Below are 21655 nucleotides of genomic sequence, written 5' to 3' on the forward strand. Positions count from 1 at the left end.
GATGAATGAGGTTCAACCGCACAGCACCGCGGCGCGTACCGGATCAATGGCGACCAGCGCCGCGAGCAACACCTCCATGCGCTGACCCAGCGTGGTCTTGTCGGCATCACTGCGCTGCGCCTTCAAGCGTGTCAGCTTGAGCAGGCGTGCCTTGACTTCGAAATTCAGCTCCGGCTCCCAGTCCGCCAACGCCTGGCGCTGGGCCGTGGCATCCAGTTCACCCAGCAGATGCATGGCCAGGTCGCTCTTGCCACATTGCTCGGCCACTCGCGCCATCAACAGGCGCAGCAGCCAGCGCTGGCGGCCGGTATGGATGCCGGGGCGCTCGGCCAGCCAGGCCAGCGCATGCTCGACACCGTCGCTGTCGGCCTGCGCCAGTGCCTCGGCCTCCAGCGACAGAATCTCAACATCGGCAAACACCGCCGCCGGGGCCGGTGCGGGCAACCACTGCCGGGACTGATTGCCGCTGACGTGCTGACTGATCCACTCACGGGTCGTCTCGTCGGCAAAAGGCGTACCGTCGTTCCAGCTCAACACTTCCAGCCCCGGCAGGCGCTCGAGAAACATGCCCAGGTCGCGCTTGACGATGTCGGCCCAACCGTCCTGCGGTGCCGGTTGTTTGCTCAGGGCCTGGACCAGATACCACTGCAGGTCCAGCCAGAAGTGGTTGACGCCCTCGGCGAACGTCCGCTCGACCTGATCGAGCAATTCGCTCCAGCTCTGTTGCAGATACAGGCGTTTGAGTTGCGCCCTGGATTCGCCTCGAGGCGGTGACAGGCGCGTCATGCCGCTGGCGTCCTGCAGTGGTGCCTGGTGCAAGGTATCCCAGCGCAGGCTCTTCATCAGGTGGTGCGCCGCCAGCCAGCCTTGTGGCTGGTCGCGCAGATAACCTGCGAGGGTCCGGCCACTGTCCAGCAGATCGCGTCCGGACTGGATGACCGTGGCGCCCGGTGTGCTGGCCGGACTACCGGACTCACGACTGGCACTGTTCTGCGGCACCAGCGCATCCACCCCGCCGGACTGCGCCAATCGCGCGGACAACGCCCCATACAGCGCGCCCAGTTGCGGCCGTTGATCCTGCGGCCAGGCCTCCAGCCCACGCTCCAGCCAGGCCAGCGCCGCCACCGTGCGCTCCGCTTCGGCCTTGACCACTTCCGGGTACAGCGACAGGCTGTCCAGCACCTTGCCGCTGGTCAACCACTCAAGAGCCATCTTGCGGCTATTGGACCGTACGGGCAGCACGTCGCCGGCGTAACGCTCGACCAGCGCGGCCAGCAGACTCAGGCCATCGGCCAACCCCGCCTCACCATCCTTCTGCAGCCGCGCCCACAGGTAATAAGTGGCGACGCGCAAATCCTTGCAGCGCTGGCTGATCAGCTTCTGCGCCAGCTGGATCACCTCGTCGACATCCGCGCCAGAGAGCTTGTTGACCTCTTCACGCATATGCTGGAAATCATCGTCGTACCCCGGATCCTCGCCGACCGGAGACTGCGTGCTGATGGGCTGCAACCAGGATTGCCAGCGATCGGCTTCGGTGCGGGCAAGTGATAGAGGGTCACGTTCGCCCAGGCAACGAGTGATCAATTTGAGCAGGCTCATGGGTAACTCCCGTTCTGCGCATAGGGCTGCGCGTTAGTGCCCTCGCCGAGAAAGATCTGCGCCGGCAACTTGAAGTCGCGCAACTTGAGCAACGCCAGCGGCCCCGCGCCGAGTTCGGTGCGCAGGTTCCAGGTCAGGTCGATGCCATCCGGCGCCTTGAGCTGCACGCGGTACTGGCTGTCGCTGTCATTCAGTGGCGTGACCCGGGCTTGTTCGAGCAGGCGGATCAAGCCCCAGGTGCCCTGGTAATCGCCGTACAGGCGCTCGCCGGCGTTGACGCTGGTCCAGGTCAGGCTGGTGCCCGGGTGGCTGCTGAAGCCTGGCCAGCTGAAGCGTTGCCAGCGCTCTTTCTGGTTGAAGTAGTGGTGTTTCTCGCCGTTGAGCACGAAGGTGGTCTGCACCACGTCGCGCACGGCTTTGCCCCGCAGCTCAAAGCTCAGGCCCATGCCGCCGTCGGTGTAGAGCACGTCGGCGAGGTGGCTGAGCTGGTTGACGGCGCTGAGGAACTGCGGGTTGAAACGCAGGCCCTGGCTGTGCCGGGCATCGGCCACCCAGCGGCTGCCCTCCTTGCGCAGCACCCCGCCCAGTTGCTGCTGCAGAAACTGTTCGATGCGCCCGGAGTCGGCGCGGATCATTTGCCCGAGCATCGGCAGCGAGGCATCGCTGCTGGTGGCGGCAAAGGGGTAGCGGCCGGCGAAGGCGCCCTGCCAGTCGTTGACGATCGCCCGTTGCCACTGGCGGTTGAGGCCCGCCGTCGACGGTTGCAGCACCCGTTGCCAGGCCTGCTCCAGCGGCTGCACGAACAGGGTCTGGCCGATCCCGTCCCACTCGGCGCCGAGGCTGGCGGCGAGCAGGCTGCCGTAGGCCTGGGTGTCGGTGAGGTCGACGCTGTGGCCCTGGAACACGCTCTGCGCCAGGGCCTGGGTCATCGCCTGCGGGCTGGGCGCGTTGCTCACTTGTTGCAGCTTCAGGCGCACCCGCGTGACCCGGTTGAGAAAGGCTTGCAGGCTCAGGCGCTCGCTGTCGTTTTTGTTTTCGGCGTCCTTGCCCAGCAGGCTCAGCAACGGCCCGAAGGTGGCGTCCAGCGGACCGCCAGGACCGCCGAGCGACTGCTCGATCGGCGGCACGCTGTCCTGGGCGATCAGCTTCTGCGCCGACTTGATCAACGAATCGCCCAGGGCCTGGCCGCGTGTGCCGGCCTGCCCCTGCCAGGCCAAGGTGTTCATCAGGGCGATCAGCGGCGACTGGCGCACGTCGCTCATCAGCGCCAGTTGATCGATCACCTCGCCGAGGCTGTCGACCGGCTGCCAGCGCAGGTGGTTGAGGAAGTCCAGCCAGGCATTGGCGTAGTCCTGGAAGTAACGTTCGGTCAGGCGCTCGCGCAGTTGCTCCGGGCTCAATTCGACAGCGAGGCTGGCGGGATTGTCGCTGAGCACCCAATCGATCTCCTCGCGACGGGCCTCGGCGATGGCGGCGATGGCCGGCCGCACCTGGCCTTCCCAGGCCTGGCGGGTGAACACGCCGGGCACTTCGGCCGATGTGGCGAACAGCGCCGAGGCCTCGGTGTCGCCGACCATCTGTGGCAGGCTCAGAGCCGGATAATGATTGGCCGCGCCGTCGAGGACGCTCTGGTACAGGCTGGCCTCGGCATTGCGCTGGCCGAGTTGACCGAGCAGCACCTGCCGGGCCTGGGCCACCAGCCGCGCGTCGGCCTCGATGCGCCAGGCCGGATGGGCCGGCAGTTGCTCGGCATAGAACTGCCACAGGGTCGGCGACAGGCCCTGCCAGAGTCCCGGCGAAACTCCGGCTCGCAGCGGTTGCGCTGCACCGAGGGTTTGCGCGAGGAAAGCCGCGTCGGCTTTTTCCGGCCACGCCAGCATCAGGTAGGCCTTGAGCTGGGCGTAGGCCACACCGGCACGCTTGCTGCGTTCGGGGCTGTCCGGCGCGAGCTTGAGCAGCGCGTTGAGTTGTTGCTGCAGAGTGGCCGCGACCGGGTCGCGCAGCAGCCGGTTATTGGCCTCGACATAACGCGGCCACAGGGTGGCCAGCAGTTGATCGTTCTGGTTCAGGCCGAAGCGCTGGTACCAGGGCGTGCCGTGTTCGACACGGTAATCCAGGCGCGCCAGTTCGCGGACCAGTTCGTTGAACGCCAGAAATTGTTCATCGACGCTTTGGGATTGTTCGAGGGTGGTCAATACGGTCTGAACCTGCGCGATCTGCACACGGTTGGTGGCGAACGACAGCAGCAGGCCGGCGCCCCACACGGCGATCAGGGCCAGGGCCGTTGCGTAGCCGATGCGCACGGCGCCCCAGCCCAGGCGGCGACGGTGCACGGCTTTGTCGCCGAGCACGCCCTCCCAGGGCGGCGTGACATGCCACAGACGCCCGGCATCTTCCGCGCCGCCCGGCAACGGCAGGCTGAACCACAAGCCGCGCAACGGCACGCTCCGGGCAAAGATACGAAATATCGGCGCCAACGCCTGACGCCAGCGGGCAATGCCCTCGACCTGCAGATCGCGGGCCAGGCGTACCAGAAAATCGTTATTCGCCGAGTCTTGCATCTGCAACCAGCCGGCGTAGCGCAGGGGTTGTACCAGGTTGTCCAGCGCGCCTTCCACCGCCTGCGGCGTCACGGGCATGGATAGCAGGCAACCGACCGGTTGGGTCGGGCGCTGGTCCTGTTTCCACTGGCTGTCGCAGACCTGCCACAGGTGCAGCGGTAGCTGCCAGCGCAGCTTGCGTGCCAGGGTTTGCAGGTGGCGTATGCCGTGTTCCATGGCGCGGGGGTCGGCGCTTTGTGGTTTGTTGAGGGCCCAGATGACGCCGTCGAGGGCACGCCAGCGACTCAGCCATTGGCACAGGTTCAGTACCCTGTCGCTGGCAGCGGTTTGCGTACTACCGCCCCAGAGCAGGACGGTGTCGTGACCTTCCAGCCAATGATGCTTGGCCAGGTCGGGGGCGATGGCGTTGATCTGCTCGGGTTCGCCGACGACCAGGAACACACGAACCTTGAACCGCCAGAGCAGGCCGTGTTGCTCGCGCAGCTCCTCGCTCATTTCTGCCTGTTGTTTTTGCGCATCAGTCTCGACGGGGGGCGCAGGCGGCAACTTCTGGGAGCCGCTCACAAGCTTGCGTATCCCGTTCTGCACAATCTGCCAGGTCAACACCGCCATGACGAACAGCAGCGTCCAGAGCAATGCGCCCTTGAGCAGCAAATCCAGCAACACGCTGTGAGTGACAGGTTGCGCTCCATTCCACAACCACCAGACCACTCCTCCCATTGCAATCAGCAGAGCCAGGACCACTGCCAGCAATAACGCAGTACTCCATGGGGATAGTTTCGGAGATTCAACTGTTTGAGTCATCGGGCTTCACAATTCCAAGGGCCAGGGTGTGATGAGGATCGTTCGCCAACCAGGCACAGGGCACCTGATGTTGCTCCACGTACCAGGCAGCCAGGGTCTGGACGACCATGGTCTGCAGGCCTTCCAGGTCGCCGAAGTTGGCATCTTGTACGTTCTGTTTGGTGTTCCAGCCGTGGAGTGACAGACTTGGCACATCCGGCTGGGAGAACGACACACAGGCTTGCGGAGGTGACGTTATCTCGCTCTGTTGCAGAGCACGCTCAGCCACCGTTGGCAGAAGTTCAGTTTCGGCGTCGAACCATTCGCCTCGAGAAAAACGCAAGCCACCTTCCTGGCCGAACAGCCAAAGCACCGCGGCCTCCCCCGCCGGCAGGCGACTGTCCGGCCGAGCCGGCAAAGTTTGGCAGCCGGCACAAAGAATTCGTGCATCCGAAGGGGCGCCCTGCATTCGGTCTATGATCGAATCCAGGCTATCAATCCCCTGCCAGGATTCGGGTTGCTCGGGCAGTTGAACCTGCGCAAAGGTTTTCCCCATCTGCTCGACAAAGGCTTGCCAAGCCGACAGGGACCCTTGCCAGTAGCAAGCCAAAGGCTGTAATGGGCCCGGCTCAGGTCGTTGTGCCTGCCACTGTAAAACCAGTAACTTCGCCAACTGCTATTCGCGCTCGACGACCTCGTCACCGAACACCTGAAGCAGGCGAATCGTCGCACCGTCCGGCGTCATTGCAGGTGCCGGGGGTTGGTGGTCCGCACTGAACAGGGCTTGCCTGTGCTCCGGATCGCTGCTGCCTCCCCCCACCAACACAGCCTCGATCAGCGCCACCGTCTGGCGATGGCGTACCCACCAGGCTTGTTGTATCTGCTGGGACGTTTCGGCATAGCATTGCGAATTGTGGCGATTGAGTCGGTAGAACAACACACGCAACAGAAATATCAGTAGCCATGGCGCCAACACGCTCGCAATCAGCAGAAATCGCATAACTGGATTGTAAAAAGATCCAAAGTCCAGCTGCATAGCGCCAGCGCACGCCAATACAAACAGACCTGCGCCGATGGCATACCACCATGGAAAATCAGGCGCACGTTCCAATGGATAGGGATCGAATTTCGGAGCCGTATTCATGAGGACACCAGCGCATCGGGCATTGAGCTGACCAACGTGCATCCACACCTGCAGCGATGGCCATCCAGTGCCGCCGGGCGACCGTCGTAATGCAGCAGATCGCTACCCTCAGCGATCTCGGTTGGGCCGTGCAGGTTGCAGCGCACGGCATGGCCCTGACAGGCAACGGGCTTGCCGTAACACTCGTAAAGCCCCTCCAGCACTTCGCCTCCATATTCGTGCAGCGTGTCTCCCTGACGTATTACCGGCTTCATTGCTTCACCTCTCGAGTGTTGATGCAGATTAATTTGGGCATGACTGCGGCTGCGGCAAATGCAACGGGGTCTTGATCGGGTATTCGGGGCTGCCGTAGGCGTAGCAGGAGGTGGTGACCTGAAGCTCGTCGCAGGGTAGGAAGTGCACGGTGAGGCCGCAGGTTTTTTGGCCGGTGTAGTCTGGGATGGGGACGACTTTGGTGTGCTTGCGTTTTTGTGCATCGATTTTGTCGAGCCATGCATCGTATTTTGCCTCGTCAGCAAAACCGGGGAAATCATCGGAATAAGCCACCCCAGTCTCCCAATCAACACGCACCATCATCCCCGGTTGCCACCGCGACGGTGCGACGTAACAACACCCCCCACCCCCGCCCTGGTACGGCCCGATAATGTCGATCCCCGAGCGACCATCAACGCTGAAGCGGTTGATCACCCAGTGGGTGTGATTGACCGCTTCAAGCGTGCCGGCCTGGGCCCCTTGCATGAGCATGGCGGCGACCAGCCCACCGAGGACGCCCATTCGTGCGCGGCGCGAATTGAGCTTGCCTCTGGGGGTTGCTTTTTTTATTGAGTGTCGAAAAACCGGATCAAACCTGCCCATCGTTCACCTCACCAACCTTGGCGTAAAAGTCTTCCCAGATGGCATCGATGGCCTGGTGGACCTCGGCCAGGCGTTGGGGATCCGTCAGTGGTGGCTGCTGTGCACGGGCAGTGTCAGTGGCAGGCCGAGCAGTGGCATCCGCCAGGGTTGCGGCATCGTTTTCACCGTACAGCGCCAAGTCCCTTTTGCCGGTATCACCAAAAAACACCATGCGCTCGATGAAGTAACTGCCGAAGGGTTCTCGCCCCATCAGCTCGTAGAGAAACCAGGCACGAGAATCGTGGACCTGATCGTCGAACAGCGCGCGCAGCAGTCCTTCTGGTTGAGCGGCGTTGCGGCTTTCGTCGACGTTGCCGCGAAAATTTTCATTGAGGTGGTTTCTCTCGTATTGCGGTGGCGGGAACAACTGGCTGACCTTTAGTTGTCCTGCCGCTTTCATCTGCTCGCGCTCTGCCCGCGCCACGGCGGTGATCACACTCGGGAGCAACACCGGAAAGAGCACCAGTCTTGCCACACTTGCCGCAGGGGAAGCCTGCACGCCAATGCGACGGTAGTGCGCACTGAACTCTTCAGCCGCTTCGCGCAATTGGGTTTGCGCCATGTCGGCATCGAAGTCCGGGAGTCCGGGCTCCAGAGGTTTTTTGGGGGTACCGGAGATGCGTTCGCGGGTCTGTTGTTGCTTACGGCGCGTTTCGACGGCAGCCTGTTTTTTGTTGTGTTTTTCCTTTGCCTCTTTGCGGACGGTTTTATCGGCCTGGGTATCGCTGGCCTGACGGTAGAAAGGCGTTTCCAACAAACTGGCAAAGGCGTAGCGGTCGATGCGCCAGGCGGTGATCCAGGCCAATTGATCGCGAACGGCTTGTTCCAGGGTGTCGTTGGCCGGGATGGGGTGGTAGCGTTCGGTCTGTTCGATGGACAGGGGTTGGGAAACAGATGGAAGCCCCAGCGTTAGCTGGCGCCAGGCGTTAAAGCGGTGGACGAGAGTTGGAGCAACGATGAACTCAAGCACCACATCTGGTTCCATCGCTCTCCAAAGCTCATCGCGCAGCGTTATTGGCAAAGCATCCTTTGGTACTTTTAACGGTGCACCATGCACGAAGGCATCGGCATAGAGGTCGTGCAAAGCTATCTGCGACAGCAGCAGACCATCGCCTTCGATGTTGTCCTTGCTAATGGCTTTGCCCTGATCTCCGGGCGGATACCCCCCTCCTTGATCGGAATGTACCCCCGGATAAATCACTTCCTCACAATTGACCGGGTACTCACCGCTCGCACGCCGGATCGACTCCAACGGAAAACACAATCGCTGCTCATGGCTGGCCACCAGATGCAGACAGCGCTTGACCAGCTCGCCACCGGGCAACTGCTGATTGCCATCGGCCCAGCTCATATGCCCGTTCGCCCCCGGCACAATATCGGCAAGACCCACCGAAGCCACTGTATCCAGCAACCCCAGGTACTCCACGCTGACGGGCAGTGTCAAATCCATTAGCGTCAGCGACGGCGTCGATGCCTCACCCGATAACAGCTGGTTCAAGCCACTGACAAATGCCCGCGCCGCTGCCGCGCCGCGGGAAAAACCATAGACATACAGCCGGATGCCCAACAGCTTCGACATGCCGGGCTGCGGCTGACTCAAGGCAATGCGCAGCGGTTTGGCGATGGCCGCGAACTGTTTGTTGAATTCGCGGTAACGGTTGCCGAAGCCACTCGCCCATTCGACGCCCGACAGGGTGCCCATGGCCTTGACCGAGGCCATCAGGCTGGCGTCGTCCAGCCGTGGCAGGCCCAGCGCGCGGCGCAGGGCATCGATGATCATCAGCAGGCCCCAGCTGATCCGCTCCTCGCCGTATCGGGCGACGCCCAGCCCCAGAAAGGTGTAATCCAGGTCACCCACTTCCGCAAAAGGTGTACCTACACCGGGCATGTAGTATTTGTAATACTGGCCATAGCCCGTACCCGCCGCATCGACCAACCGCCGGGCTTTGTCGCTGTGCGCAGTGCCGCCGGCATGGCCGTCGCCTATAGTCGCGCGAAACAACCGGGCAATATTGGTCGGGTGCGGGATGGCGGATTCGTACAGGTCGTTGTTGAGGTTGTTGCCGGTGCCGTCGAAAAACAGACTGATGTGCAAGGTCTTGCTACACGGCGCCATCACGCGGCGGCCGGCGGCCAGGCACAGGGCGTCATGGTAGTCCCGCTCCGGCTGGCGCTGACGATGGAGGTTTTGCTGAACCTGCTGCGCTCGGCGAGGCAAACGCCCCTCCAGCGGGAACGCTGGCAGATAGCAGACGCTGGCATGTTTCACTTCGGGCATGATTGAGGCTCCGGCAGGTGCAGTGGTGTCTTGATCGGGTATTCGGGATTGCCGTAGGCGTAACAAGAGGTGGTGACCTGAAGCTTTTCGCAAGGCAGAAAATGTACGGTGAGGCCGCAGGTTTTTTGGCCGGTGTAGTCTGGGATGGGGACGACTTTGCTGTGACGGCGCTTTTGCGACTCTATTTCTTTCTTCCAAATCAAAAAATTATCCCAATCGCCAAATCCGGGAAAACCCTCTGAACTACCGGCTCCAGTCTCCCAATCAACACGCACCGTCATCCCCGGTTGCCACCGCGACGGAGCAACGTAACAACACCCCCCACCCCCGCCCTGGTACGGCCCGACAATGTCGATCCCCGAGCGACCATCAACGCTGAAGCGGTTGATGGCCCAATGGGTGTGATTGACCGCTTCAAGCGTGCCGGCGTGGGCGCTTTGCACGAGCAACAGGCCTACCAGCGTGCCGAGCATGGCGACGCGAAAACGATGGTTTATGAATGTGCGCATGAGGTTCATTTCCTGGGTTCGCTGGGCAGGGGCACGCAGGCGTTGCGCAACCGATCGAGGGTGTAGGCTTCACGCTCAGTGGTGGATATCAATCCGGCCTGGGTAGCCTCGAGCATGGCTGCGTAGCACGTCTGAAACTGCTGCTCGGCACTCAATTGCGGCGGCAATGCCTCGCCAAGATTCACCATCGCCGAGGTGGCATCGCTGGCACAGCCAAGGGTTTCCAGCTGGCTGTCGCTCAGGACGATGGGGCGCCGTTCTTCTGGCCATGCAGGTTCATCGCAGGCACCCGCCAGCCGCTGGGGAAGGCCATCGCGATCCAGCCAGCTCCAGAACACCGCCGGGCGTAGCAGAAGGCGTTGCTGATTGGGTTCAAGCACATGGCTGAACAACAACGGGAACAGGCGCGGGTCGTAGTAGCGCAGCAGACCCGGATATCCGCCGCTCTGTGCTTCCAGGCATCGACCAAGGTATTCGGCCAGCGCCTGGAACGGCCAGTTGGAGGCCAGCACCAGCAATTGCGAGCGCCCTTTCAGGGCTTGCATCAGGCCGATGAGCCATTGCCGTTGCAGGGGGACCGCCAGATCAACCCGCACCAGCAACGGCGCCAGCTCCTCGGCACCGGCCTCCGGCAACTCGCTGAACAACGAGTGCCAGGGCAGCGAAGGTTCGACACTGAGCACGCTGCCGAGCATCGGCGCGTTGCTGGCGGCCTGGTCAATGATGATGTCCAGGCAGGTAATGGAAGACTGGGCACAGCAAGCTTCCAGCAGTTCGATCCAGGTATCGCTTCGGACAGAGGTCATGCCTGTGCCCCCCTGGGTACGAAGCCCAGCGCGGCGGCCTGCGCCCTCTTCAGGCACTCCTTGCACACCGAACCGGGCAATTCGGGAAGCGGGAAGTCCTCACTGGTCGGGGGATTGATCCGGTGCTTACCCTTGACGCAGATCAAGCCCGGGCCGTGAATCTGTATCTCGCCTTCCTCCGTTATCCGGAAGTAAGCGCCACCACACGCGAGGGTGATGCTCTTTTGGGCAGTCAACTGCAGATGCCCCTGCACCGACTGCATCGTGATGTCCTGCTGGGCAATCAGATTCATCAGATCGCCGTGGGATTCGATTTCCAGCGGGCCCTTGCCGGAGACCAGGCGCATGCCTTCCTCCTGGCTCAACAGGGAAATGCTTTTCCTGGCGTGTGCCGACAGGCGCTGGTCGGCGGCGAGGTTGATTTCGTCCTGGCTTTGCAGGTACATCGCGTCGCCGCTGCTGAACAGCAGGCTGGCCGGCGTGACCGCAGCGATGCCTTTGGGTGCGCTGAGGAGGATGGCCGGGGCGGACAGGTCCTTGGCGTCCGCTTGTAGTTGGTGCAGACCGTCGATGGCAGGCTGTCGGCTGTGGTGGGCTTGGGCAATGGTTTGCCAGTCGGCGATTTGCTGCTTAGCCCCTTCGATAAGGTTGGATGCTGGCTCCATGCCCAGGACTTGCCCCTGCGCCTTGGCCTGCTCATCGGCACTGATGAACAGGCCTTTGCCGCCACGAATGGCGCCCCACTCATCCGTCCTCAGCTCAAACCCTTCCCCCCGCTTCTGCTTTTTGCCATCCACCAGATGCCCCAGATTCAGCTGGCTCTTGCCSCCAWACTCGGTACTGAGCTTGACGTGCTCCTCCCCTCGCCGGTCTTCCATGCGCAATTTATTGTTGGCCGGGGTGCGCAGCACGTTGCGGGTGTAGTCGCGCTTGCCGAGGGTCACGTGGTCGGGGTGCTGGTCGTCGTGCAGGGCGTGGGCGATGTAGGGTTTGTCSGGGTCGCCCTGTTCGAAGGCGATCGCCACTTCGGTGCCGCAGATCAGCGGCAGGTGCAGGCCGTGGGTGTCGCCGGCGTAGGCGCGGGCCTGGCGCAGCCATTTGCTKKCCTGGCCGGGTTTCCAGGTGTCGCGGTCGAAGAGGAATTTGACCCGGTAGCGGCCTTCCAGGTCGATGTCGGCGTAGGGGTCGTTGGCCTTGGGGCTGGTGACCCGYGCCGGSAGGGTGCCGGCGATTTGCGGTTTGGGCGGGATCGGCGGRCGRAAGCACAGGCGTTCGGCGTAGGGCATGGCCTGGAARTGGCATTCGAAGCTGCGGTCGCGGGCGGCGTGGGTGGTGAGGCCGGTGAGCACCGCGCCGGGGGCGAAGGCCTGRGGGGCGCCGCCGCTGATGTTCAGCACCTGGCCGGGGGCCAGGGTGGCGCTGCTGCTGGTGCCGCTGAGGTGRGTCTGCTGGTTGAGGTARCGYTCGTGGCGCAGRCGCGCGTAGAAGWARCCGCTTTCGCTGAGCAGGTCTTCGTCCTGGTGGTAGGCGTTGCCGAGCACGCKGTAGGGCTCGGCGTAGTGGTAGGCCTCGCCGTAGGTGTGCGGCGCGCCATGGGCGGCCGGCTCGCCGCGGGTCTGGTCGACTTCGCCGTCGAGGTGGGCGCGGGCGTCGCGGGGGTGATAGGCGCGCACACTGACCTGCTGTTCCACCACCTGGTGGCGGGTTTGCAGGGCCCAGACGGCGTCCTCGCCGCTGCTGCTCAGGCCGGAGGGCGAGCGCATCGGCAAGGCGACGTCGAACTGGTAGCCGCGCTGGTCGTCGCAGAACTCGACGACGTCGATGTTCAGGCGCTGGTCGCTGGTGCAGCGGTACCAGATGCCGACCTCGGCSAGCAGCCGGGTGATGAAGKCCAGGTCGCTTTCGTTGTACTGCATCACCTGTTCGCGGCGCGGGTACTCGCGGTGCAGGCGGAAGAAGAAGTCCTGGCCGAGAAAGCCGTGGCGGTTGCGCAAGATGCTCTCGACGATTTCCGGCACCGATTGCTGCAGGTAGAGGCGCGTTTKCYGGCCGCGGGCGAGCCGTCCCAGGCGCGGTTGCAGGGTGATTTCGTAGCGCGCTTCGTCGACCGAGCCGGACAGGCGTTGGCAGCCGCTGATCACGCCGWAAAACGTGCGCAGCGSTTTGRCCGGYTTGGGCACTTCCCAGGCCATCACGGGCACGGTGGACGGCGCGGCGTGCAGACTGAACTGGGCGTATTGGCCGAGCAGTTGCCCGGCGCCGAGGTCGAGGTGGCTGGCGGTGAATTCGATGGTGTAGGTGAACGGCTGGCTGAGGTGTTCTTCGCCCTTGAAGGCAAGGACGTCGAGGGCGGTGTCGAGGCCGTCGACTTGCAGTTTGTGGCGGCTATGGTCGAAGAAGGTGCGCAGTGCGGTGCTCATGGTCAGGCTTCCGTGGCAGTGGATGACGACGCGTCCTGTGCGTCGGTAAATTGCAAGGTGATGCCCTCGTCGTCGCTGTAGCCCAAGGTCACGCCGAGGGCTTTGTGCTTCGCGGCCTGACGTTGCAGGAGCTGTTGGCTGAGGACCGGAAGAATCTGCTGATTGAGCAGGCTGTCGATGTTGCGTGCACCGGTGTCAGGCAGCAGGCAGGCGGCGACCAGTGCGGCGTGGAGTCCATCGTCGATCTGGCAGGTCAGGCCGTAGTGGCGTTGCAGACGCTTGGCGACCCGGGCGAGCTTGAGCCCGACGATGCGCTTGAGTGCATCGGCCAGCAGCGGGCGGTAGATCAGAGTCTGAAAGCGGGCAAGCAAGGCCGGCTGGAAGTGCTCGCGCAGAATCGGTCGCAGCCATTCGTGCAGCGTGTTGTCGGAGGCGTCGGGGTGTTCCTGCAAACCGCTTTGCAGTTCATCGCTGCCGAGGTTGGAGGTCATCAGAATGACGGTATTGCGAAAGTCGATTTCGCGCCCTTCGCCATCGCGCATGAAGCCACGGTCGAACACTTGATAGAACAGGTTGAGCACGTCGCGGTGGGCCTTCTCCACTTCATCCAGCAACACCACGCTGTAGGGTCGCTGGCGCACCGCCTCGGTCAGCACGCCACCCTGGCCGTAACCGACGTAGCCCGGTGGCGAACCTTTGAGCTGGCTGACCGTGTGGGCTTCCTGGTACTCGGAAAGGTTGAGGGTGATCAGCGACTTTTCGCCGCCGAACAGGCAGTCCGCCAGCGCCAGTGCGGTTTCGGTCTTGCCGACGCCGCTGGTGCCGACCAGCAGGAACACACCCAGCGGTGCCTGTTCATCGGTCAAACCGGTCTTGGCCGCGCGCAAACGCTGGGCCAGAGCACCGAGGGCATGTTCCTGGCCAATCACCCGCTCGGCCAATTGCTGTTCCAGGGCCAACAGGCTGGCCTGTTCGTCCTTGAGCAGGCTGCCCAGGGGCACGCCGGTCCAGTCGGCGATCACTTCGGCGACGCTGCGCGCATCGACGTCCAGAGACAGCATCGGCCGGTTGCCCTGGGCCTGCAGCAGCCGTTGCTGTAGCTGCGCGCAGAGGTCGCTGCACAGTGGTTCGGCCTGCCGTGCGTCAAGCAATTGCCGGGTCAGGTCGAGTTCATGACGGTATTGGTCCAGCAGATCGTTTTGCTGTTGCTGCAGTTCGGCCTGTTGTTCGGCGATCAACGTCAAGCGTTCGCTGGCGGCGCTGCCATTGAGTTGCGCGTCTTGTTCAAGCGCCTGCTGTTCCAGCGCCAAGGCGGCGTGCCGGGCCTTGAGCCGGACCAGCACCTGGGGTTCGCAGTCGAGGCTCATGCGCACGCGTGCGCTGGCCGTGTCGAGCAGGTCGACGGCCTTGTCCGGCAACTGGCGGCCCGTGAGATAACGCCGCGACAGGCTGACGGCGGCCTGTACCGCCGCGTCCTGAATGTGCACGCCGTGATGGCTGGCATAGCGCGCCTTGAGACCGCGCAGCATCAGGCAGGCGCTGGCGTCGTCCGGCTCGTCGACCTTGACCACCTGGAAGCGCCGCTCCAGCGCGGCATCACGTTCGAAGTACTGTTTGTATTCGCTCCAGGTGGTCGCGGCGATGGTGCGCAATTCGCCACGGGCCAGGGCGGGCTTTAGCAGGTTCGCGGCATCCGCCCCACCTGCCTGGTTACCGGCGCCGATCAGGGTGTGGGCTTCGTCGATGAACAGCAGCACCGGGTTGGCCGATTGCTGCACAGCGTCGATGACATTTTTCAGACGTTGTTCGAATTCACCTTTGACCCCGGAGCCCGCTTGCAACAGGCCCAGGTCAAGGGTGCGCACGCTGACCGACTTGAGGCTGTCCGGAACGTTGCCTTCGGCGATGCGCAAGGCCAGGCCTTCGACCAGCGCCGTCTTGCCCACGCCGGGCTCACCGACCAGGATCGGATTGTTCTTGCGCCGGCGACTGAGGATGTCGATGACCAGGCGGATTTCATCGTCACGCCCGTACACCGGGTCGATCTGCCCTGCCCTCGCCTTGTCGGTGACGTCCTGGGTGAATCTGTCCAGCACCGCTTGCAAGGCATCGTGCTCGCCACCGTTGGGGAGCGGCGTCACCGGGAGCAGGTCCAAAGCGCTTTGCTGTTGTACCTGCGGGCGCTCCTCGGAGTGATGGTCGAGCAAGGCAAACAACTGCTGCAACTGGATTTCGCTGAGGCCCAGTATTGACCAGGCCGCTTCGCAAGCCAGCAGGTCCGGACTCTCCAGCAATGCGCCGAGCAGGTGTGCCGAACGCAGGTTGTCGTTACCCTCCAGCGATGCACGCAGCCAGGCCTTCTCGATGAGTTTTTGCAACTTGCCGCACAACTGCGGCTTGCCCTGCACGCTGCGCGGCAGCGTGTCGAGATGATCGAGCAAGCCGCGCCAAAGCGCATCCATGTCCCACTCATGGCGGCGCGCAATGAGGGTCAGGTCGCCCTCGCCTTGCTCCAGCAACTTGAGCAGCCAGTGTTCGATGCTGATTCGGCCATGGGCACGGCTTTGACACAACGAAGCCGCCGCGCTGAGCGCTTGTGCGCAGTAAGGATTGAGTCGGCGAAGCAAGCGCGTGGAGTGATGGGGCATGGGGAAACATCCTTGTGCTGGAAGTCCAGCCTGTGGTCGGTTTTGACCAGGTAGAGTGTCTGGATGGGCTGGGTTGAATGTCCGCGAGCAGACGCTCAACCGAGCACACCGGAACCAGCAGGCAGAAGCCTGCCTGCTGGTCGTCCAGCGTTACCCCCTGTGGCGTTCCTTCCACGAATCATCGTGCTCGATGTTGCCGTCCTTATGGAGCCAGGTGATTTTCTCGTACCGCAACTCAACCTGTTCCAGATGGTTGTACTTCGCTTTCGTCGAATCCTTGATGTCGTGCATTTTCGAGGAAACTTTTACCACCTTGACATTTTCAAGCGTGGTGACGAAGAACTCGACTTCCTGACCGGCCTCGTTGGTTTTATACAACTTGAATACAGCCTTTTTAAAGGTCTGGCCGGTGGTTACCGCTTTGTAAAGGTAGGGGCTGGAAGCATCGACTACCTTGGTAAACGTGTAAGGCGCATGGACCCGTGCGCCGGTCAACTTGCCGGTGTTGTCATCGGTGGGGACGGACACGTCGTGATCCTGACTGACTACTTCGATGCTGCCTTCGCGCCCTTGCACGTCGCTCGAACCTTTAACGTCCGCGCCGCCGTCATCTGTCAGCCACAGGTGTATGGGAGTTGCCATGTGAAGCTCCTTATCTCAGAACCAAAAATGCCGCTTTTGCGACAGGGGGGTGTACGTCGGCTCCGACCGCGGGAAGCGCGCAGGCCCCCACTTCCGGCACCAGACGGATATCGACGCGACGGTTGGCTTGACGCCCCGCCTCGGTGTCATTGCTGGCGATGGGCTGGCTCTTGCCAAAGCCCTGCACGGCGAAACAGCTGTCGGGGATGCCACCCATGCGTTGCATCCATTCACGCACCGCCGCCGCGCGGGCACGGGACAACTGCAGATTGTGTTCGTCGCTGCCCACGGCATCGGTATGCCCGGCGATAACGATCAGCCAGCCGGGCTTGGCCTTGATGCCGACCAGGGCGTCGATCAGTACCCTGGTCGATTCCGGCTTGAGTCGGGCGCTGGCGCTGCTGAACAGCGACAGGCTGTCCAGGCGTACGGTTCGCGCCGCGCGTGCCGGCATCGGGCTCGTCGACGGTTGCCTGTGGTTGGCGATGGTCGACAGCAGCCCTGCGCGCAATTGTTCGCCGCGATACAGGCCAAGGCCCAGCGCCAGGGGCTCGCCCTGACGGTAGTAACTGTCGAGGCGCACGGCGTCCTCGCGCAGCACGCTCAAAGCCTCTTCCCGTTGGGCGAATTCGGGTTGATCGCGACGCTCCGTCGGGGCAATGGACGCATAACGCCGCAGGTCATCACTGACCTGACGCAGCAGCAGGGTGTTCTGCCAGGCCGAGCTGGTCAGGGCGACAACGGCGGCTACCGCGAACAGCCACAAGGCGATCACGCTTGCGCGACGCATCGGCAAACGCTGAGCCTGTAGCGGCAGCAGATTCAGCAAAGGATCAGGGAACGGTAACGACGCATCCAGCGCTTGCACCTGCGCATCCGCGTCCGGCAGCCCGGTCTTGCCCCGCAGCCATTGCCGCCACAGATTACCGGTCATCATCCCGGGCAGTGTCGGTACGAAGGTACTGGCGCAAACCAGCGGCAGGCCGGCAGGATGGCGACCTTCACGGCTGGCGAAGTGCGCCAGCACATATTCATCCAGCCAGGCAGCAGCACTGTTGAGCTGGACGCTGGCCTGCAACCGCCGAGTGTGAGTTGCATTTTCAGCGGGCAGCCGATGCCAGTCGCTGGGGCCAAGGCACGTCCCCCCTTCACGAATGTTGCAGGTATCCTGGCCGGCTTCCCAACTGAACCAGGCCCCCTTGCTTGCCGAAGATTGCAGGTAGCTGACGAGCATCAGCGGCAGTGCAATGCCACGTTGTCGAATCAGCCCGGCCTGGTGATTGAACGTGCGCACTTTGCCGGCCAACACCGCGGCATCGGTGTGCTCGCACGGGTTGACAATGAACATCAGGCTGAGCTGGCCAACCCACTCGGGACGCAGGGCCAGGACACTGTCAGTCAACCCCGGAAGCTGTTCCGCACGGGAGACCCGCAGGTAACAGCCCTGCTCGGTCATGTGCAACGCCGGATGGTCGTTGCACGCTTCACCAAAAAGGCCGGCCAGGCCATCACCACACACCAGTACCACTGGATGACGATACGCCGCCGGTGGCAACGCCAGGTTGTCGACCGGACCGAGTAACTGCCGTTGACGTGCAGCCCGGACACAGGCGAGCGCAACGCAACCGACAACGATCATGGCTAGGGCGACACGGCCCCATCCGCCAAGCGGGATGATGGCCAGCAGCATCAGGGCCAGTGCACCTGCCCACAGCCAAAGCCCTTGTTTGAGTTTGAGCGTCATTGGCTCCACCTCAGGCTTGCGCGGATAACAGCGTCGCAACCAGACCACTCAACAGCTGGTCGAGCCCGTACCAGACACCGACCAGCAACAGACTGGCAGCCAGGACGTTGACCAGCGGCGAGCGCAACCAGCGCAGCGCCATTGCTCCATGGCTGGCGCTGAGGGGTGCGGTTAATGCCTGACGTAGCTTCAGCGGGGCGACCCGGGCATTCAGGTCGGCCAGCAGTTGTTCGCGCTCGGGGTCATTGTCATCGCGATAACGGCCACGAAAATCCAGGGTCAAAACCCGCTGAAAGGTCGTCAGCACATGCAGGTCCGGCGCGGGTTCACGCAGTACCTCGCGCATGTCCTCGTACAGGAATTCCCCGGCCTGGTGGCGATTGAAAAACTTCGCTTGCAAGGGTTCACTGGCCCACCGGGAATGTTCATCGTTGTTGGCGCGGTTGAGCATGGTTTCATCCAGCAGCGCGCATTGAGCGTGGCTGATATGGTCGATACTGCGCTGTGCCAGGCCGGCATCCATGAGCCGCTGGCGAACGTGCTCGACCTGCTTTACGCAAAGCGCTTTGACCTCATCGCTGTTTTGCGCCGAGGCCCCTTGCCGCAACTCGACCACCAGCAGGTAGCTGTCTTGCAACAACGAGTCGATGTCTACCGTCATTGCGGCCTGTTTTTTCGCTTCGATCAGGTTCATGCGCGCAGTACCGCGAACAGTTCAAGTTTCACCTCGGCCAGGGTGCTCGGGACGTAGAAGGCACAGATGCCCTGGTCCCGAATGGCTTGCCCCTTGGCATGGTTGAGATCAAGGGCGAAGTACTGATTTTCCAGACGCAGGGGGATGGCCGCCGGTACATGGCTGAGGGACTGCAACGGCACGCCATCAAGCGCGGCATTGACCAGGTGATCGACTTCATCCGGCGTACCAATCTTGCACAGTCGCGGGAACTGACTCTGCAATTGCACGGCTGGCAAGCGGCAACGCACCGACAAATAGAAGTCGGCGCTGTCGGGCTCGCGCAAACGGGCGTCGTCAAGTCGGACCTGCCAACGGTTGGCTGCGCTCTCTTCGAGTGTCAGGGCGATGACCCGGGAAGGCAGACTGGCCTCCAGCAACGTGGAGATCATGCGCAACAGCGGCGGGAACACACTTTCCAGGTGTTCGTGGTGGTAAGGCGGAATCTGCTCGACATCGTGTTCGAGAGAAAAGGTCAGCAGACTGCCGGCCAGTTTTGTCAGCTCCAGATAGACTTGCTCGGGATGTCGCGCAGGCCAGGCCTTGAGATCGGCCAATACCGGCTGGTAGGTGTTCAAGGCATTGAGCAACCAGAACAACGATACGTCGGCCACGGCAAAGTCGGCCATTCGCTGGTTACTCTCCCGTCGCATGCCCATCAGCCGCTTACGCTTGGAGGACAACTGGGTCAACAGGTTATCCAGTTGCGTCAACAGCCCCGGGTGCGCCGCGAAACTGAGCAGCGGCGGTACATAGTCAGGATCAAGGCTCCAGGCACCCTGCCCGTCACGCACCAGGCGCGCGATCGGGCAGGTCAGGTAATCACCGTTCTCGTCGTGATCGAAGCGCAGGCTCAGCAGGTGTTCCAGTACGCCGATCGATTGCACTTCATCGGCGTAAATGTCCTGTACCTGACGCCAGTCCTGGCGATACCGGGTCGGTCGATCGGCCTTGTCGGCGTCGAACAGGCAGTTGTTGCCATTGGCCTGTTCCAGTGGCAAAGCCAGGACCAATGTCGCCGCCTGAATATCGTCGGACAGCAGGCGCGACAGCTCCAGACCGTGGGGCAGTCGATCGACATGGTCGGAGTCGATCATGGTGCCGTCGGGCATGCGCAGGCACAGGCGAGTGGCCTTGAGCTTGCCCAGGCGCAGTGCTTCCAGGTCAAACGCGACGCCCTGGACGCCCCAGGGGTGCACCAGGGATAGATGAGCCAGACGCTCATTGGCCCAGGCTTCCCAGCGTGCCTGCTGCTGGAATTGCTGCGGGGACAGCAATGCCCCCGCGGCCCACAAGGGGCGGTCGATTTTCATGAGGTCGAATCCCTGCGCAGTGGTTTGGGTTTGGACAGGACTCAGGCTTTTGCCTTGGGCATCTGCGAAACCAGAGACAGGTTGACGTCCATGCCTTCCACCTGGAAATGCGGCACGGCATACAACTTGACGCGGAAAAAACCCGGGTTGTCCTCGATGTCTTCGACGCTCACCCTGGCAGCGCGCAGCGGGTGAGAAGCCTGCAAGTTGTCGCCCGGATCCTTCATCTCGGTCACCAGCCCACCGACCCACTTGTTCAGTTCCAGCTCCAGCAAACGCCGGTCCTTGGTGGTCCCGATGTTTTCGCGCTGGATCAGCTTCAGGTAATGGGCAATGCGTGACAGCAGGAAGATGTAGGGCAGGCGCGCATTGATCCGGCTATTGGCGGTGGCCTCCGGGGTATCGTACAACGCCGGTTTCTGCGTGGAGTTGGCCGAGAAGAAGCACGCGTAGTCACGGTTCTTGTAGTACGAGAGCGGGATGAAGCCGAGGTTGGCGAACTCGAACTCGCGAGTCTCCGCAATCATCACTTCCGAGGGAATCTTCACCTGATTGCCAGTGCCCAGATCGTACAAGTGGATCGGCAGACCGGTGACCGCGCCGCCAGACTGCGGACCGCGGATCTGTACACACCAGCCGTTGGCGATGAAGCTCTTGACCATATTGGCAGCGAAGGCAAACGAGGCGTTGGTCCACAGGTACTTGTCGTGGTCCGGCCCCTTGACGCTTTCGATGTAGTTGAAGCTGCGCACCGGTACGGTGTCAGGGCCATACGGCAGACGGCCCAGCACTCGGGGCATGAGTAAGCCGATGTAACGGGCATCGTCGCTGTCGCGGAACCCTTTCCACTTGATGTATTCGGCACGGTCAAAGTAGTTGCCGATGTCCTTGATGGCAGCGACTTCATCCATCGAGCGTTTGCCAAAGAAGGCCGGACCGACGGAGCCAATGAAGGGCATGTGCGCGGCTGCCGAGACTTTGGAAATATTGCGCAGCAAGGCAATGTCCTGCGGGCTGCGGTCGAACTCGAAGTTGGAAATGGCAGCGGCGATCGGCTCACCACCCGGGGTGTCGTACTCCTGGGTGTAGGTATGCACATACAGACCACTTTGCGCGATCTCCGGTGCATCCTCGAAATCCTGGACCAGGTGACCCTTGCTGACATCAAGCAATTCGATGCGCACGTTCTGGCGGAAATCGGTCTGATCGATCAACGATTTCACACCGCGCCAGGTGGACTCGACTCGCTGGAAATCCGGGTGATGCATCACGGCGTCCAGTTGGCGGCTGATTTGTGCATCCAGCGATGCAATATGTTCATCCAGCAGTGTCTTGTCCAGACGCCGGACTTTGCGTGAAGACTGTTTGATCAATTTCAAAAAAACACTGACAGCGGCAGTCACACGTTCATCGACAGAAACGTCCGACAGTGCCTCGGAACTTTGAAACACTTCAATTTCGCCCAGCACTTTTACCGGGTTGAGATTGATCTTGCCAAACAACGCGCCATACACGCCTTGGTTTTCTTCAGGCAACACTGTAGTGCCGCGCGATTGCGCGTGAGAATGTTCGATAGACATT

General features: G+C 62.3%; 16 protein-coding genes. All 16 read right to left on the bottom strand.

Annotated features, from left to right (window positions below; translation table 11 throughout):
- Positions 1 to 12: 12 nt before the first annotated feature.
- Positions 13 to 1599, bottom strand: coding sequence for a type VI secretion system protein TssA (gene tssA, locus AB4Z35_RS15350; protein ID WP_442097925.1), 1587 nt, complete (start codon positions 1597 to 1599; stop codon positions 13 to 15).
- Entirely contained in the window at positions 1596 to 4913 is a 3318-nt protein-coding gene (locus AB4Z35_RS15355) for an ImcF-related family protein (protein WP_442097927.1), read from the bottom strand. The genes tssA and AB4Z35_RS15355 overlap by 4 nt, the downstream gene beginning before the upstream one ends.
- Positions 4914 to 4947: 34 nt before the next feature.
- Entirely contained in the window at positions 4948 to 5616 is a 669-nt protein-coding gene (locus AB4Z35_RS15360) for a hypothetical protein (protein WP_442097929.1), read from the bottom strand.
- Between the two features lie 3 nt (positions 5617 to 5619).
- Positions 5620 to 6087, bottom strand: coding sequence for a hypothetical protein (locus tag AB4Z35_RS15365; protein WP_442097931.1), 468 nt, complete (start codon positions 6085 to 6087; stop codon positions 5620 to 5622).
- Positions 6084 to 6341 (bottom strand): PAAR domain-containing protein, encoded by a 258-nt coding sequence (locus AB4Z35_RS15370; protein ID WP_407801923.1) that lies wholly within the window; start codon positions 6339 to 6341, stop codon positions 6084 to 6086. Before AB4Z35_RS15370 ends, AB4Z35_RS15365 begins: the two co-directional genes overlap by 4 nt.
- A 28-nt stretch (positions 6342 to 6369) precedes the next feature.
- The gene (locus AB4Z35_RS15375) at positions 6370 to 6861 is read right to left on the bottom strand and encodes a DUF3304 domain-containing protein (RefSeq protein WP_442098004.1); all 492 of its coding nucleotides are present in this window, start codon (positions 6859 to 6861) and stop codon (positions 6370 to 6372) included.
- Between the two features lie 67 nt (positions 6862 to 6928).
- A complete protein-coding gene (locus tag AB4Z35_RS15380; protein ID WP_442097933.1) occupies positions 6929 to 9259 on the bottom strand; it encodes a T6SS phospholipase effector Tle1-like catalytic domain-containing protein in 2331 nt (776 codons plus the stop codon).
- Entirely contained in the window at positions 9247 to 9768 is a 522-nt protein-coding gene (locus AB4Z35_RS15385) for a DUF3304 domain-containing protein (protein ID WP_442098005.1), read from the bottom strand. Before AB4Z35_RS15385 ends, AB4Z35_RS15380 begins: the two co-directional genes overlap by 13 nt.
- Before the next feature lie 5 nt (positions 9769 to 9773).
- Entirely contained in the window at positions 9774 to 10574 is an 801-nt protein-coding gene (locus AB4Z35_RS15390) for a DUF4123 domain-containing protein (RefSeq protein WP_442097935.1), read from the bottom strand.
- On the bottom strand, positions 10571 to 12994 hold the full coding sequence (locus AB4Z35_RS15395; RefSeq protein ID WP_442097936.1) for a type VI secretion system Vgr family protein: 2424 nt from the start codon (positions 12992 to 12994) through the stop codon (positions 10571 to 10573). Before AB4Z35_RS15395 ends, AB4Z35_RS15390 begins: the two co-directional genes overlap by 4 nt.
- A gap of 2 nt (positions 12995 to 12996) precedes the next feature.
- Positions 12997 to 15642: a type VI secretion system ATPase TssH gene (tssH, locus tag AB4Z35_RS15400; RefSeq protein WP_442097938.1), complete on the bottom strand. Its 2646-nt coding sequence runs from the start codon at positions 15640 to 15642 to the stop codon at positions 12997 to 12999.
- 150 nt (positions 15643 to 15792) lie between these two features.
- A complete protein-coding gene (locus tag AB4Z35_RS15405) occupies positions 15793 to 16284 on the bottom strand; it encodes an Hcp family type VI secretion system effector (protein ID WP_442097940.1) in 492 nt (163 codons plus the stop codon).
- Positions 16285 to 16294: 10 nt separating this feature from the next.
- Positions 16295 to 18028: an OmpA family protein gene (locus AB4Z35_RS15410; protein ID WP_442097942.1), complete on the bottom strand. Its 1734-nt coding sequence runs from the start codon at positions 18026 to 18028 to the stop codon at positions 16295 to 16297.
- A gap of 10 nt (positions 18029 to 18038) precedes the next feature.
- Positions 18039 to 18722, bottom strand: coding sequence for a type VI secretion system protein TssL, short form (tssL, locus tag AB4Z35_RS15415; RefSeq protein ID WP_442097944.1), 684 nt, complete (start codon positions 18720 to 18722; stop codon positions 18039 to 18041).
- Complete coding sequence (gene tssK / locus AB4Z35_RS15420) at positions 18719 to 20074, bottom strand: type VI secretion system baseplate subunit TssK (RefSeq protein WP_442097945.1); 1356 nt, start codon at positions 20072 to 20074, stop codon at positions 18719 to 18721. The genes tssL and tssK overlap by 4 nt, the downstream gene beginning before the upstream one ends.
- Positions 20075 to 20115: 41 nt before the next feature.
- On the bottom strand, positions 20116 to 21654 hold the full coding sequence (gene tssC / locus AB4Z35_RS15425) for a type VI secretion system contractile sheath large subunit (protein WP_442097947.1): 1539 nt from the start codon (positions 21652 to 21654) through the stop codon (positions 20116 to 20118).
- Position 21655: the final 1 nt, after the last annotated feature.

The sequence above is a fragment of the Pseudomonas sp. KB_15 genome (assembly GCF_052114525.1).
Classification (GTDB): Bacteria; Pseudomonadota; Gammaproteobacteria; order Pseudomonadales; family Pseudomonadaceae; genus Aquipseudomonas.